Origin of the sequence: Kitasatospora sp. NPDC085895, from assembly GCF_040702125.1 — a bacterium.
Classification (GTDB): Bacteria; Actinomycetota; Actinomycetes; order Streptomycetales; family Streptomycetaceae; genus Kitasatospora; species Kitasatospora arboriphila.
Genome location: NZ_JBFBJY010000053.1, coordinates 16,482 through 31,476, shown reverse-complemented (window position 1 = coordinate 31,476; position 14,995 = coordinate 16,482). Strand labels below are relative to the sequence as shown.

General features: G+C 76.8%; 12 protein-coding genes. 3 read left to right on the top strand and 9 right to left on the bottom strand.

What is annotated here, in order from left to right:
- Position 1: 1 nt before the first annotated feature.
- The 3 genes from uca to AB0442_RS27745 all read left to right on the top strand — a co-directional run bounded on the left by uca (position 2) and on the right by AB0442_RS27745 (position 5,678).
- Positions 2-3,607, top strand: coding sequence for an urea carboxylase (gene uca / locus AB0442_RS27755; RefSeq protein ID WP_366166180.1), 3,606 nt, complete (start codon positions 2-4; stop codon positions 3,605-3,607).
- Positions 3,604-5,304: an allophanate hydrolase gene (locus tag AB0442_RS27750; RefSeq protein ID WP_366166178.1), complete on the top strand. Its 1,701-nt coding sequence runs from the start codon at positions 3,604-3,606 to the stop codon at positions 5,302-5,304. The genes uca and AB0442_RS27750 overlap by 4 nt, the downstream gene beginning before the upstream one ends.
- A gap of 101 nt (positions 5,305-5,405) precedes the next feature.
- Positions 5,406-5,678, top strand: a complete 273-nt coding sequence (locus tag AB0442_RS27745) for a hypothetical protein (protein WP_363543551.1) — start codon at positions 5,406-5,408, stop codon at positions 5,676-5,678.
- A gap of 15 nt (positions 5,679-5,693) precedes the next feature.
- On the opposite strand, the gene AB0442_RS27740 is transcribed toward AB0442_RS27745, so the two are convergent.
- From AB0442_RS27740 to AB0442_RS27700, 9 genes are all read right to left on the bottom strand, one after another.
- The gene (locus AB0442_RS27740; RefSeq protein WP_363543549.1) at positions 5,694-6,401 is read right to left on the bottom strand and encodes a GntR family transcriptional regulator; all 708 of its coding nucleotides are present in this window, start codon (positions 6,399-6,401) and stop codon (positions 5,694-5,696) included.
- A 40-nt stretch (positions 6,402-6,441) separates the two neighbouring features.
- The gene (locus AB0442_RS27735; RefSeq protein WP_366166176.1) at positions 6,442-7,353 is read right to left on the bottom strand and encodes an ornithine cyclodeaminase family protein; all 912 of its coding nucleotides are present in this window, start codon (positions 7,351-7,353) and stop codon (positions 6,442-6,444) included.
- On the bottom strand, positions 7,350-8,390 hold the full coding sequence (locus AB0442_RS27730) for a proline racemase family protein (RefSeq protein WP_366166174.1): 1,041 nt from the start codon (positions 8,388-8,390) through the stop codon (positions 7,350-7,352). The genes AB0442_RS27735 and AB0442_RS27730 overlap by 4 nt, the downstream gene beginning before the upstream one ends.
- Positions 8,387-9,727, bottom strand: coding sequence for an aldehyde dehydrogenase family protein (locus AB0442_RS27725; protein WP_366166172.1), 1,341 nt, complete (start codon positions 9,725-9,727; stop codon positions 8,387-8,389). Before AB0442_RS27725 ends, AB0442_RS27730 begins: the two co-directional genes overlap by 4 nt.
- Before the next feature lie 100 nt (positions 9,728-9,827).
- Positions 9,828-10,829: a proline racemase family protein gene (locus AB0442_RS27720; RefSeq protein ID WP_366166170.1), complete on the bottom strand. Its 1,002-nt coding sequence runs from the start codon at positions 10,827-10,829 to the stop codon at positions 9,828-9,830.
- Positions 10,830-10,949: 120 nt separating this feature from the next.
- A complete protein-coding gene (locus AB0442_RS27715) occupies positions 10,950-11,858 on the bottom strand; it encodes a dihydrodipicolinate synthase family protein (protein ID WP_366166168.1) in 909 nt (302 codons plus the stop codon).
- A 115-nt stretch (positions 11,859-11,973) separates the two neighbouring features.
- Positions 11,974-13,419 (bottom strand): FAD-dependent oxidoreductase, encoded by a 1,446-nt coding sequence (locus AB0442_RS27710; protein ID WP_366166166.1) that lies wholly within the window; start codon positions 13,417-13,419, stop codon positions 11,974-11,976.
- The gene (locus AB0442_RS27705) at positions 13,400-13,720 is read right to left on the bottom strand and encodes a (2Fe-2S)-binding protein (protein WP_344621609.1); all 321 of its coding nucleotides are present in this window, start codon (positions 13,718-13,720) and stop codon (positions 13,400-13,402) included. Before AB0442_RS27705 ends, AB0442_RS27710 begins: the two co-directional genes overlap by 20 nt.
- The gene (locus tag AB0442_RS27700) at positions 13,717-14,973 is read right to left on the bottom strand and encodes an FAD-binding oxidoreductase (protein WP_366166165.1); all 1,257 of its coding nucleotides are present in this window, start codon (positions 14,971-14,973) and stop codon (positions 13,717-13,719) included. Before AB0442_RS27700 ends, AB0442_RS27705 begins: the two co-directional genes overlap by 4 nt.
- Positions 14,974-14,995 lie beyond the last annotated feature (22 nt).

Genomic DNA, 14,995 nt, shown 5'->3' with positions numbered 1-14,995 from the left:
CATGGCCTACGACACCCTGCTGATCGCCAACCGCGGCGAGATCGCCGCCCGGATCGTCCGCACCGCGCGCCGGATCGGCATCGCCACCGTCGCCGTGTACTCCGACCCGGACCGCTCCGCGCCGCACGTCCGGCTCGCCGACCACGCGGTGCGGCTCGGCCCGGCCGCCGCCAAGGACAGCTACCTGCGCACCGACCTGGTGCTGCAGGCCGCCCACGACAGCGGCGCCGGTGCGGTCCACCCCGGCTACGGGTTCCTCTCCGAGGACGCCGCCTTCGCCCGGCGGGTGGAGGCCGCAGGGCTCGCCTTCGTCGGCCCGACCCCCGGCCAGCTGGAGGTCTTCGGCGCCAAGCACACCGCCCGGGCGGCCGCCGAGGCCGCCGGGGTGCCGCTGCTGCCCGGCACCGGGCTGCTGCCGGACCTGCCCGCCGCACTCGCCGCCGCCGAGGGCGTCGGCTACCCGGTGATGCTCAAGGCCACCGGCGGTGGCGGCGGCATCGGCATGCAGGCCTGCCGGGACGCCGCCCAGCTCGCCGACGCCTGGGAGCGGGTGCAGCGGGTCGCCTCCGCCAGCTTCGCCGCCGCTGGGCCCCTCCTGCCCGGCGGCGGGCAAGGAGGGCGCGTCTTCCTGGAGCGCCTGGTCGAGCACGCCCGCCACGTCGAGGTGCAGGTCTTCGGCGACGGCGCCGGCCGGGTGGTCACCCTCGGCGACCGGGACTGCTCGCTGCAGCGCCGCAACCAGAAGGTGCTGGAGGAGACGCCCGCGCCGGGCCTGCCCGACCGCGTCCGCCGGCAGCTCGCCGACTCCGCCCGCCAGTTGTGCGCCTCCGTGGGCTACCGCTCGGCCGGCACCGTCGAGTACGTCTACGACGCCGCCCGCGAGGAGGCGTACTTCCTGGAGGTCAACACCCGGCTCCAGGTGGAGCACCCGGTCACCGAGGCGGTGTACGGGGTCGACCTGGTCGAGTGGATGCTCCGGCTCGCCCAGGGCGACCGCTCGGTGGTCCGCGAGGTCGGCGCCCCGGACGGCCACGCCGTCGAGGCCCGGGTCTACGCCGAGGACCCGAGCCGCGACCACCGGCCCAGTGCCGGTCTGCTCACCGAGGTCGCCTTCCCGCCCGGCGTCCGCGTCGACACCTGGGTGGAGACCGGGACGGAGGTCACCACCGCCTACGACCCGATGCTCGCCAAGGTGATCGTGCACGGCGCCGACCGGGCGGACGCGCTGGCCCGGCTCACCGACGCGCTGGACGGCACCCGGATCCACGGCATCGAGACCAACCTGGGTCTGCTGCGCGCCGTCCCCGCCGTGCCGGCCGTCGCCTCGGCCGTCCACCACACCGGCACCCTGGCGCACGTCGCCGACCCGACCCCGCGGATCGAGGTCGTCCGGGCGGGCACCCAGACCACCGTCCAGGACTGGCCGGGCCGGACGGGCTACTGGCACGTCGGGGTGCCCCCGTGCGGTCCGATGGACGACCTCTCCTTCCGGCTCGGCAACCGGGCCCTCGGCAACCCCGAGGGCGCCCCCGGCCTGGAGTGCACCCTGCTCGGCCCGGCGCTGCGCTTCACCGCACCCACCTGGGTCTGCGTCACCGGCGCACCCACCTCCGTCACCGTGGACGGCCTGCCGGTGCCGCAGTGGGAGCCGGTGCTCGTCCCGGCCGGCGGCCTGCTCGACGTCCCCGCCCCGCCGGGCCCGGGTCTGCGCAGCTACCTGCTGGTCGCCGGCGGCCTGGAGGCCCCGGGCTTCCTCGGCAGCGCCGCCACCTTCACCCTCGGCGGCTTCGGCGGCCACGGCGGCCGGGCGCTGCGCACCGGTGACGTGCTGCACGGCGGCACCGCCGCCCTCGGTGAGGGCGCGGGCCCGGTCGCCGACCGCCCGGAGTTCACCTCCGCCTGGGAGCTGCCCGCGGTCGAAGGCCCGCACGCCGCACCGGAGTTCTTCACCGAGCAGGACATCGCCGACTTCTACGCCGCCGACTGGTCGGTGCACTTCAACAGCGCCCGCACCGGCGTCCGCCTGGTCGGCCCCAAGCCCGCCTGGGCCCGCCCGGACGGCGGCGAGGCCGGCCTGCACCCCTCGAACATCCACGACACCCCGTACGCGGTCGGCGCCGTCGACTACACCGGTGACATGCCGGTGCTGCTCGGCCCGGACGGCCCCTCCCTCGGCGGCTTCGTCTGCCCGGCGACCGTCGTCTCCGGCCAGCGCTGGAAGCTCGGCCAGCTCCGCCCCGGCGACACCGTCCGCTTCGTGCCCGTCACCGCCCGGGGCGCCGCCGCGCTGCGCCGCACCCCGGCCGCCGCACCGCGCGCCTGTCGCCCGGCGGTCGTGGACGGCGGGATCCTGCACCGCACCCCCGCCGGCCCCGACCGGCCGAGCGTCACCTACCGGCGCAGCGGCGACGACAACCTGCTCGTCGAGTACGGGCCCATGCAGCTGGACCTGGCGCTGCGGATGCGCGTCCACGCGCTGGCCGAGCGGCTCGCGGCGCGGCGGCCGGAGGGCGTCGTCGACCTGACCCCGGGCATCCGCTCGCTGCAGGTGCACGTCGACCCGGACGTCCTGCCGCTGCCCGAACTGCTGGCGCTGGTCCGGGAGATCGAGCGGGAGCTGCCCGCCACCGACCGGCTGGTGGTGCCGAGCCGCACCGTCCACCTGCCGCTGTCCTGGGACGACCCTGCGACCCGGGAGGCGATCGAGCGGTACATGGCGGGCGTCCGCGACGACGCGCCCTGGTGCCCGTGGAACATCGAGTTCGTCCGGCGGATCAACGGCCTGGCGTCCGTGGACGAGGTGTACCGCACGGTCTTCGACGCCGAGTACCTGGTGCTCGGCCTCGGCGACGTCTACCTGGGCGCCCCGGTGGCGACCCCGCTCGACCCGCGGCACCGGCTGGTCACCACCAAGTACAACCCGGCCCGCACCTGGACGGCCGAGAACTCGGTCGGCATCGGCGGCGCCTACCTCTGCGTGTACGGCATGGAGGGGCCGGGCGGCTACCAGTTCGTCGGGCGGACGGTGCAGATGTGGTCGGGCTGGCAGCAGCGCGGCCCGTTCGAGCCGGGCGCGCCGTGGCTGCTGCGGTTCTTCGACCGGATCCGCTGGTACCCGGTCTCCGCGGAGGAACTGCTGGAGATGCGGGCCGACATGGCGGCCGGCCGGTTCGAGCCGAAGATCGAGGAGGGCGAGTTCGCGCTGGCGGACCACCTGCGCTTCCTCGACGAGAACGCCGGGCCGATCGCGGAGTTCCGGGCCGGCCAGGCGGCGGCCTTCGCGGCCGAGCGGCAGGCTTGGGAGGAGGCGGGCGAGTTCGACCGGGCCGAACGGGCGGCCGGCACCGCGCCCGTGGCGGCGCGCACCGTCATCGCACCGCCGGGCGGCAGCGTGGTGGAGGCCGAGTTCACCGCCTGCGTGTGGAAGGTCGACGTGGCACCGGGCGAACGGGTGCGCAAGGGGCAGCAGTTGATGGCACTGGAGGCGATGAAGATGGAGTCGGCGGTCACCGCGGACCGGGACGGCGTGGTCGCGGAGCTGCTGGTCGGCTCCGGCGACCAGGTCGAGGCCGGCAGCCCGCTCGTGGTGCTGGGGGCGGTCGCGTGAGCGCCGTCGTCGCGGCCGTGGAGCGGGTCCGCCGGGCGTACGCGCGGATCGCCGCCGCCGACCGGCCCGAGGTCTGGATCGACCTCCGTCCGCAGGCCGAGGCCGAGGCGGAGGCCGCCCTGGTCGACGCCCGGGTCGCCGCCGGCGAGCACCTGCCGCTGGCCGGCACGGTCTGCGCGGTCAAGGGCAACATCGACGTCGCCGGGCTGCCCACCACCGCCGGCTGTCCCGGCTACGCCCACCTGCCCGAGCGGGACGCCCCGGCGGTGGCCCGGCTGCGTGCGGCCGGCACGGTCGTCCTCGGCACCACCAACCTCGACCAGTTCGCCACCGGCCTGGTCGGCACGCGCAGCCCGTACGGCGCGGTGCGCAACGCCCTCGCCCCGGAGCGGATCGCCGGCGGGTCGAGCTCCGGCTCGGCCGTCGCCGTCGCCCTCGGCATCGCGGACCTGGCGCTCGGCACCGACACCGCGGGCTCGGGGCGGGTGCCGGCCGCCCTCAACGGCATCGTCGGCCTCAAGCCCGCCCCGGGCCGGGTGCCCACCGAGGGCGTGGTGCCGGCCTGCGCGAGCGTGGACTGCGTCTCGGTGTTCGCCCGGACGGTCGACGAGGCGGAGGCCGTGCTGCGGCTGCTCGCCGACCCCGTACCGCCCGCGCCGCCCGCCCGCCGCCCCGGCCCCTGGCGGATCGCCGTCCCGGCCGCCGCCCGGCTGGGCACCCTCGCCGACGGCTGGGCGGAGGCCTTCACCGCGGCGGCCGACCGGTTCGCCGCGGCCGGGGCCGACCTGCGCGACCTCGACCTCACCCCCTTCGACCGGGTGGCGGCGATGCTGTACGAGGGCGCATTCGTGGCCGAACGGTACACGGCGGTGGGCGGGTTCGTGGACGCCCTGGCGGAGAAGGGCGGCGACGGCCTCGACCCGGTGGTGGCCGGCATCATCGGCGCCGCCCGCGACCTCCCCGCCCACCGGCTCTACGCCGACCTCGCCGAACTGGACCGGCTGCGGGCCCTCGCGCTGGCCGAACTCGGCGACGCGGACGCCGTGCTGCTGCCCACCACCACCTGGCACCCGACCTTCGCGGAGGTCGCCGCCGACCCGGTCGGCGGCAACGCCCGGCTGGGGCGGTTCACCAACTCGGCCAACCTGCTGGGCCTGTGCGCGGTCGCGGTACCGGCGGGCACCGTCCGGGGGCTGCCCTTCGGCGTGATGCTGGTCGGCCGGGCCGACACCGAGGCGCGGCTCTGCGCCCTGGCCCGGCTGCTCACCGAACCCCCCGTCCGGCTGGCGGTGTTCGGCGCCCACCTCACCGGCCAGCCCCTCAACGGCCAGCTCACCGCCCTGGGCGGCCGGTTCTGCGGCGAGGTGGCGACGGCCCCGGTCTACCGCCTGTACGCCCTGGACACCGTCCCGCCCAAGCCCGGCCTCGTCCGGGTCGAGGCGGACGGCGCCGCCGTCGCCGGCGAACTCTGGGAGCTCCCGGCCGCCGGCCTCGGCACCCTGCTGGCCGCCCTCCCCCACCCCATGGCCCTCGGCCCCGTCCTCCTCGCCGACGGCACCCGCACCCCCGGCTTCCTCTGCGAACCGACCGCCCTCACCGGAGCCGAGGACATCACCCGCACCGGAAGCTGGCGGTCGTACCTGGACGCCCCGACAGGGGCGCGGGGAACTGCGCAACCCCGGGTACGGCGCACCTGACGGACCGGCCCGCCCCGTCCCACCTCCCGAAAGCCCCGCACCTGACTTGCCCCGAATCGGCCCGGGATGTGAAGGTGTCGTGCACTTGCAAGGAGGTAGCCATGATCGCTGGCCCTGGTTTCTGGGATCAGGAGATCGAGCGGGCGGGCTGGTCGCGCGCACTGTCGGCCGGCCCCGCCGATTTCCCGGAGATCGCGGGCCGCAGGACGGTCTGGGGCCGTAACTGCTACGTCCGCGGACGGGACCGGCTGGTCATCGAGTGGTCGGACCAGGTGACGATAGCCGCGGCCCTCCTGAACGGCCGGCCGTGCCCGCTGGGCTCGCCGGAGGACCTGTCCGCGGCGATAGCGCAGGACCGTCGTCCCGGCTGGTGACCCCGACGGGATCCCTCAGCGGGCGCGGAGCCGCAGCGGCTCCTCCTCGGCTGGGGCTTCGAGTCCGGCCGCCCAGAGCGAGCGGACGTGGCCGAGGTGGCGGGACATGCACTCCTCGGCGGCCTCGGCGTCGCCGGCGATCATCAGGTCGAGCAGTTCGAGGTGCTCCTCGGCGCTGGAGACGAGTTCGCCGCGCTGGTCGAGCCGGGTGAGGCCGTACAGCCGGGACCGCTTGCGGAGGTCGCCGACGGTCTCGACGAGCCGGGCGTTGCCGGCGAGGCCGAGCAGGCCGAGGTGGAAGCGGCGGTCGGCCTCCAGGTAGGCGATGAGGTCGTGCTCGCGGGCGGCGGCGACGATGGCCTCGGCCTCGGGGCGGAGGGCTTCGAGCTGGTCGCGGGTGGCGGTGCGGGCGACCCGTCCGACGGTGGGGACCTCGATCAGGGCGCGGATCTCGGTGAACTCGTCGAGGTCGCGTTCGCTGAGCTCGGTGACCCGGAATCCCTTGTTGCGGACGGCTTCGACCAGGCCCTCGCGGGCGAGGTCGAGCATGGCCTCGCGCACGGGGGTGGCGGAGACGCCGAAGTCGGCGGCGAGGGCGGGCGCCGAGTAGACGACGCCGGGGCGCAGCTCGCCGGAGATCAGGGCCGCGCGCAGGGCGTGGGCGACCTGGTCGCGCAGTCTCTCCTGGACGGAGATGAGGGCGCGGGGCTTGAGGTCCGCCATGGTGTGCCTCCGGAGGTGTACTGGACCCCATCGTACAATGTCACGTTGCGCCGAGCCCTGTGGTGTTCTCGTACTGGGCGGCGGCGACCGCGAGGTCCTCCCAGGCCATGCCGACGCTCTTGAACAGCCGTGGCCGATCATGGGGGACAACTGCCGCGCCCGTCACCAGTTCTGAAAGATTAGCAAGCGGTGCCGGGCCGTCCTCGGCGAAGGCCGCCACCAGGTCCCCGGCCTCCCGCAGTGCCGCCGACCGGGCCTCGGCGTACAGCGCCGACCTGCGGACGAGCGCGGTGTCGACCTCCCGGGCGTCCGGTTCGTGCGAGCCGACCGCGGCGACGGCGGCGTGCGGCGCCACCAGCCGCCCGTCGAAGAGCGGGGTGCGGGCGGTGGTGCAGCAGACGACCAGGTCGGCCCCGGCCACGGCCTCCGGTCCGCCGACCGCCGCGGCGGTGCCGCGGGCCCGGGCGTGCGCGGCGAGCTCCTCGGCGGGGCCGGGGCGGCGGCCGACGACGGTGACCCGTTCCAACGGCCGGACGGCGAGGAGCGCGTCGAGGTGCGCGTACGCCTGCGGTCCGGTGCCGAACAGCACCAGGTGCCGGGCGCCCGGGGCGGCGAGCCGGTCGAGGGCGAGGGCGGTGACCGCGGGGGTGCGCAGTGCGGTGAGGGCGGCGCCGTCCAGCAGGGCGAGCGGTTGCAGGGTGGGCCCGTCGAGCAGCAGGTAGCCTCCGGTGATCCGGGGCAGACCGCGGTCGGGGTTGGCGGGTGCCACCCCGGCGATCTTCACGCCGGCGTAGCGGCCGGCCGCGGCGGGCATGAGCAGCAGTTCGCCGGCCGGCACCGGGACGGCGGTGCGCGGCGGCGCGGTCTCGGGGTCGAGGCCGGCCGCGAGCGCGTCGGCGAGGGCGCGGACGGCCGCGGCCGGGTCGAGGGTGAGCGGCAGGTGGGGGATCACAGCAGGAAGCCCGCTCCGAGGTCGTCGTCGGGGTCGAGCAGGAAGCGGTGCTCGCCGGTGCGGTGGGCGGTGCCGGTGACCTCGGTGAGCAGGCCGCCGTCCCGCTCGCCGAGCACCCGTCCCCTGAAGGCGGTGCCGATCAGCGACTCGTGGCGCAGCGCCTTGCCGGGCGGCAGCAGGCCGTCGGCGGCGAGCAGGGCGAGCCGGGCGGAGGTGGCGGAGCCGCACGGCGAGCGGTCGATCTGGCCGTCGGCGAAGACGGTGACGTTGCGCTGGGCGGGGCCGTCGCCGGTGTCGGGCAGCGTCTCGTACAGGACGGTGCCGTAGACGCCGGAGAGCCGGTCGTCGGCGGGGTGCCGGGTGGCGGGGTGGCCGTCGAGGGCGGCGCGGACGGCCTGTCCGGCGGCGGTGAGGCCGGGCAGCCGGGCGGGGGTGACGCTCAGCCCGAGGTCGGCGGCGCGGACGAAGGCGTAGCAGGCGCCGGCGTGGGCGACGTCGACCGTGCAGGGCCCGTACCGGGTGCTGACGTCCAGGCCGCGGGCGGTGACGAAGGCGGGCACGTTGCGGAAGGCGATGCCGGTGGTGCGCCCGCCGCTGCGGTGCACGGTGGCGGCGACCCGGCCGGAGGGGACGTCGATCCGCACCTCGGCGGTGCCGTCGGCGGGCGCGGGGACCCGGCCGGTGTCGACGGCCCACGCGGCGAGGGCGATGGTGCCGTGGCCGCAGGCGGTGGAGTACCCGTCCTTGTGCCAGAAGAGCACGCCGAGGTGGGCGCCGTCGTCGTCGGGCGGCACCACGAAGCCGCCGTACATCCCGGCGTGGCCGCGGGGTTCGCGGGTGAGCAGGCGCCGCACGTCGTCCAGCGGGCCGGGGCGGGGTGCGGTGGCGGTGCCGCCGGCGCCGATGGCGACGGCGCGGCGTTCGGCGACGGTCTCGCCCGGGACGGGCGGCAGTCCGGCGGTGACGATCCGGAACGGCTCGCCCTCGGTGTGGTAGTCGACGGCCTCGACCACGGCGGGCCCGGGTGCGGTGCTCATGCGCCGGGGAGGAGCGTGACGGTGCGGCTCGCGGTGTAGAACTCGAGGGCCGCGCTGCCCTGTTCGCGTCCGCCGTAGCCGGCCGAGCCGGTGCCGCCGAACGGCAGGTGGAAGTCGACGCCGGTGGTGGGGGCGTTGACCCGGATCATCCCGGCGTCGAGCCGGTCGGCGGCGGCGAGCGCGGTGTCGAGGTCGCGGGTGTGCACGGAGGCGGCGAGGGTGTGCCGTCCGGCGTTGGCGAGCGCGATCGCCTCGTCGAGGTCGGCGGCGGGCAGCAGGACGGCGATCGGGCCGAAGTACTCCTCGGTGCGCAGCGGGTGGTCGGCGGGCACGTCGGCGAGCAGCGCGGGTTCGAAGCCCCAGCCGGGGCCGGGGGTGCGGCCGCCGCCGGTGAGGACGGTCGCCCCCGCGTCGCGGGCGGAGCCGACGGCGCCGGTGAGGCGGTCGAGGGCGGCCTCGCCGATGACCGGGCCGCGGTCGGCGGCGGCGAGCCGCTTGGCGAGGGCCTCGCGGAGCGGTTCGTACGCGGCGCCGACGGCGATCACCTGGCCGGTGGCGGTGCACTTCTGGCCGGCGTACCCGGCGACGGCGACGGCCAGGTGGTCGGCGGCCTGCTCGATGTCGGCGTCGGGCAGCACGATCGCGGCGTTGAGGCCGCCGAGTTCGGCCTGCGCGGGGATGCCGCGGGCGGCGGTGGCGGCGACGACCCGCTGTCCGACGGCGGTGGAGCCGGTGAAGGAGACCACGTCGGCGGCGTCGATCAGGGCGGCGCCCTCCTCGGCACCGCCGGGCACCACGGTGAGCACGCCCTCGGGCAGGGCGAGGAGTTCGGCGAGGCGCAGCGCGCAGGCGGTGGCCTCGGGGGCGGGCTTGAGGACGGCGGTGTTGCCGGTGGCCAGCGCCGGGGCGGCCTTCCAGACCGGGATCGCCAGCGGGAAGTTCCACGGGGTGACGAGTCCGGCGACGCCGTGCGGGCGGCGGCGGGTGAGCAGCAGGCCGGGCCCGGCGGCCGTGTCGTGGACGGCGCCGACCGGCGCGTAAGGCGCCTGGGCGTAGTAGCGGAGGATGGCGACCGCGCGGGCGGCCTCGCCGCGGGCCTCGGCGAGCGGCTTGCCGACCTCGCGGACGGCGAGCGCGGCGAGTTCCTCGGCGGCGGCCTCGACGGCGTCGGCGGCGCGGCCGAGTGCGGCGGCGCGGGCGGCGGCCCCGGCGGCGTACCAGCCGGGCTGGGCGGCGCGGGCCCGCTCGACGGCGGCCCGGGTGCCGGCCGCGCCGGCGGCGTCGACGCCGAGCACCAGGTCGGTCGGGTCGGCGGGGTTGTACGAGGTGACGGTCACGTCGGGTCCTTCGGGTGGGTGCGCGGGAGGACGGGTGCTCACCGGTCTCGGTCGCCGCTCTCGGTCGCCGGTCTCGGTCGCCGGGTCTCGCTCGCCGCTCTCAGAGCAGGAAGCCGGCCGGGAAGGGGTCGTCGGGGTCGAGGAAGTACTGGGCGGTGCCGGTGAGCCAGGCGCGGCCGGTGACGGTCGGCACGATCGCGGGGCGGCCGGCGACGGTGGTGCGTTCCACGATGCGTCCGGTGAACGTGGTGCCGATGAAGGACTCGTTGACGAAGTCCTGGCCGATCGGCAGTTCGCCGCGGGCGTTGAGCTGGGCCATCCGGGCCGAGGTGCCGGTGCCGCACGGGGAGCGGTCGAACCAGCCGGGGTGGATCGCCATGGCGTGCCGGGAGTGCCGACCGGTGGAGCCGGGGGCGAGCAGCTGCACGTGGTGGCAGCCGTTGATGGACTCGTCCTCGGGGTGGACGGGCCGGTCGCTCTCGTTGATCGCCGCCATCACCGCCAGTCCGGCGTCGAGGATCTCCTGCTTGCGGGCCCGGTCGAAGGGCAGGCCGAGCCGTTCCAGCGGCAGGATCGCGTAGTAGTTGCCACCGTAGGCGAGGTCGTAGGAGACGGTGCCGAAGCCGGGGACCTCGGCCTTGAGGTCGAGCCCGGCCGCGAAGGACGGCACGTTGCGGATGGTGACGGCCTTCGCCGCGCCGTCCTCGACCCGTACCTCGGCGACGACCAGCCCGGCGGGGGTGTCCAGCCGGACGGTGGTGACCGGCTCCTGCACCTCGACCATGCCGGTCTCGACGAGGACGGTGGCGACGCCGATGGTGCCGTGTCCGCACATCGGCAGCAGGCCGGACACCTCGATGTAGAGCACGCCGAAGTCGGCGTCCGGCCGGGTCGGCGGCTGCAGGATCGCGCCGCTCATCGCGGCGTGCCCGCGGGGCTCGTACATCAGCAGGGTGCGGAAGTGGTCCAGGTGCTGCTGGAAGTGCACCCGCCGTTCGGCCATGGTGGCACCGGGCAGGGTGCCGAACCCGCCGGTGATCACGCGGGTGGGCATGCCCTCGGTGTGCGAGTCGACGGCGTGGAACACGTGGCGGCTACGCATGGCCGCTCCCCCTCGTCGGGTCTGTCGGTCGGTGGGATCGAGTGCGCTCGGGAGGTCGGTTCAGGGGCGCGGGGGCGCCGGGAGGTACCCCCGCGCCCCTGAGCGGTCAATCCTGCGTCCCTAGGAGAGGCCCTCTGCGAGGGCCTTCTCGGTGGCGGCGCGGACGGCCGCCTCGATCTCCGGGGCGAGCGGTCCGCGGGGCGGCCGGCAGGGGCCGCCGGGCAGCCCGGCGATGTCCATGGACAGCTTGATGGCCTGCACGAACTCGGTCTTGGAGTCCCAGCGCAGCAGCGGGTGCAGGGTCCGGTAGAGCGGCAGCGCGGTGGCGAGGTCACCGGCGACGGCGGCCTCGTACAGCGCGACGGAGGCCGCCGGCAGCGCGTTGGGGTAGCCGGCGATCCAGCCGACCGCGCCGGCCAGGGCGAGCTCCAGCAGCACGTCGTCGGCGCCGATCAGCAGGTCGAGCCCGGGGGCGAGCTCGGCGATCTGGTAGGCGCGGCGGACGTCGCCGCTGAACTCCTTCACCGCGACGATCGAGCCGTCCGCGTGCAGCCGGGCGAGCAGCTCGGGCACCAGGTCGACCTTGGTGTCGATCGGGTTGTTGTAGGCCACGACCGGCAGGCCGGCCTTGGCGACCTCGGCGTAGTGGGCGCGGACGGCCGCCTCGTCGGCGCGGTAGGCGTTGGGCGGCAGCAGCAGCACCGATCCGGCGCCCGCCTCGGCGGCCTGCTCGGCCCAGCGGCGGGACTCGGCGGAGCCGTACGCGGCGACGCCGGGCATCACCCGGGCGCCGTCGCCGGCGGCCTCGACGGCGGTGCACACCACGCGGGCCCGCTCCTCCGGGGTGAGGGTCTGGTACTCGCCGAGCGAGCCGTTCGGGACGACGCCGTGGCACCCCGCGTCGATCAGCCGGCGGACGTGCTCGCCGTAGGCGTCGTGGTCGACCGAGAGGTCCGCGCGCAGCGGCAGCGCGGTGGCGACCATGATGCCGCGCCAGGGCCGGGAGGGGTCGTACGGGACTCGGGTCATGGGGGTTTGCTCCTGAGTGGTGAGGTGTGACATTTTACAGACCTTCATGAGCCGCCACAAGGGCGACCCGCCGCCCGGTGTGCGGGCCGGCCGGCCCTCGCTCCGGACGGCCGGTTCAGGGACCGTCCGGTGGCCGCGGGACGGCGTCGGCGAGATGCGCGAGCGGAACGGGGCAGGCCAGCGGGCGGCTGTCGGGCCGCGGCTCGCCGCCGCCGGCGAGGCAGGCGACCGCGGGACCGCACATCCGGCCCTGGCACCAGCCCATGCCCGCCCGGGTGAGCAGCTTGACCGTCCTGGCGTCGCCGGCGCCGAGCTCCTCGACGGCCTCCCGGACCGCGGCGGCCGGGACCTCTTCGCAGCGGCAGACGTCGGTCTCCGGGGTGAGCCAGTCCGTCCATCCCGGGCCGGGGCGGTGGGCGGCGGCCAGCAGCTCGGCGAAGGCCCGTCGGCGGCGGCGCGCCGCGCGCAGTGCGGCGGGCACCGGCCGGCCGGCGATCTCCCGGGCGGCGATCTCGCCCTCGACCAGGGCGAGGTCGGCGCCGCCGACGCCGCAGGTCTCCCCCGCCGCCCAGAGCCCGGGCAGGCCGGTGCGCAGCCGCTCGTCGACGGCGAGCGCGACGGCGCCGTCCGGGCCGGTGCGGGTGGGGGCGCCGAGTTCGGTGGCGAGCTCGATCTGCGGCAGCAGTCCGTGGCCGACGGCGAGGGCGTCGCAGGCGATCCGCCGCTCGGTGCCGGGGACGGGCCGCCAGGCGGAGTCCAGCCGGGCGACGGTGACGCCGGTGACCCGGTCCTCGCCGTGCACCGCGACGACGGCGGTGCGCGGCCGCAGCCGCACCCGGTGGCGCAGCAGCAGGGCGGCGTGCCGGGCACCCTCGGCGAGCTTGCCGGGGTTGGCGGCCAGGGCGCCGAGCGCGGCGGGGGTGCGGGCGTAGCCGAGGTAGTCGCCGGCCTCGACGACGGCGGGCACCCGGGCGCCGGCCGCGGCGAGCGAGGCGGCGGCGGCGAGCAGCAGCGGACCGCTGCCTGCGACCACGATCCGGCGGCCGGGCAGCACCAGTCCGGCCTTGAGCATGGCCTGGGCGCCGCCGGCGGTGACCACCCCGGGCAGCGTCCAGCCGGGGAAGGGCAGTTGCCGTTCGTAGGCGCCGGTGGCGAGCAGGACCCGGCGGGCCTCGACGACCGCGCTGCCGCTGCCGGCCGGGCCCACGACGGCGTGCAGCCGCCAGGGCTCGCCCTGCTCGGCCGTCCAGACGTGGTGGCCGGTGAGGTGGTCGATCCGGCCGGCCCGCGCCTGGGCGTCCAGGCGGGTCAGCAGAGCGGTGACGGCGGGCCAGTGGTGGTGGAGGCGGTCCGGGCGGGCGGCACCGAGGCCGGGCGCGGGGTGCCGGTAGTACTGGCCGCCCGGGCGTTCGGCGGCGTCCAGCAGGGCGCAGCGCAGGCCGAGTCCGGCGGCGGTGACGGCGGCGGCCAGCCCGGCGGGTCCGGCCCCGATCACCGCGAGGTCGTACGGCTCCGCGGTGGGGACGGGCGGCGCGGTCGGGTCAGACGGCGAGGTCGGCACGGCCGTGGCCCTCCTGGGTGGTGACGACGGTGCCGGGTTCGGCGGGCATCAGGCAGGTGCGCCGGTTGGGCTGCCCGTCGACGGTGGCGAGGCAGTCGTAGCAGACGCCGATGCCGCAGAAGGCGCCGCGCGGCCGTCCGCCGACCCTGGTGCGGCGCCAGGCCAGGATGCCGTCGGCCCACAGGGCGGCGGCGATGCTCTGGCCGGGCAGCGCGGGCACCGGCCGGCCGTCGAACTCGATGGTGTGGCCCGGCCCCGGCCTGGCGTCGGCCAGCCGGGCGGGGGTGCGGTCCGCGGTCATGCCTCTCCTCGGTCGGTGACGGACGGCCCGGTGACGAACGACCCGGTGACGAACGGCCCGGTGGCGGCCTGTTCGGTTGCGGCCCGCTCGGCGCCGGTGCCCGCAGGCGCGGGGGCCGGGAAGCGGTCGGCGCGGAACGGCGCCGGGTCGAGCGCGGTGGGCCGCCCGGTGAGCTGCTGGGCGATCAGCAGGCCGGTGGCGGGGGCGAGCCCGATGCCGGCCCCCTCGTGGCCGCAGGCGTGGTACAGCCCGGGCACCCGCGGGTCGGCGCCGACGGCGGGCAGGTGGTCGGGCAGGTAGGGGCGGAAGCCGCGATAGGCGCGCTGGACGGCGACCCCGCGGAGCACCGGGAACAGCGCGGCGGCCTGCGCGGCGAGCCGCTGCAGCACCTCGACCGACAGGGTGCGGTCGAAGCCGACCCGCTCCCGGCTGGCGCCGATCAGCACCGGCCCGGCAGGGGTCCCCTCGACCACGGCGGAGGTCTGCAGGGCGGCGGAGCCGCTGGCCACGTCGGCCACGTAGTCCGCGGCGTACACCTTGTGCCGGACGATCCGCGGCAGCGGCTCGGTGACGAGCACGAAGCCGCGCCTCGGCATCACCGGCAGGTCGACCCCGGCCAGGGCGGCGACCTCGCCGCCCCAGGTGCCGGCGGCGTTGACCACCGCGGCGGCGGCGAGCTCCCGACGGTCGGTGACCACGCCGCAGACGGCGCCTGCGGCGGTCGTCCGCAGTGCCCGGACGGTCTCGCCGAGGTGGCGGTCGGCGCCGGAGGCGCGCAGCAGGTGGGCGGCGGCGAGGGCGGGCTGGACCTGGGCGTCCTGCGGGTAGTGGACGCCGCCGGCGAGGCCGGGGGCGAGGTGCGGCTCGAGGGCGGGCAGCTCGTCGGCGGGGATCTCCTCGGCCCGCACCCCGACGGCCCGCTGCCGGGCGGCGAAGCCCCGCAGGGCGTCGAAGCCGGCGGGCGCCGCGGCCACCACCAGGCCGCCCTTCGGCTCGTACTCGACGGCCGGGCCGAGCTCCTCGGCGAGCTCGCGCCAGAGGCCGGTGGAGAGCAGGGCGAGGTCGAGTTCGGGGCCGGGCTCCTTGTCGGAGACGAGCAGGTTGCCCTCGCCGGCGCCGGTGGTGCCGCCGGCCACCGGGCCGCGGTCGACCACGGCGACCCGCAGGCCGGCCCGGGCGGCGTAGTAGGCACAGGCGGCGCCGACGACGCCGGCGCCGATCACCACGACGTCGTGGCTGGGTTGCGTGAGCACCAAAGTAATATGTCACATGGCC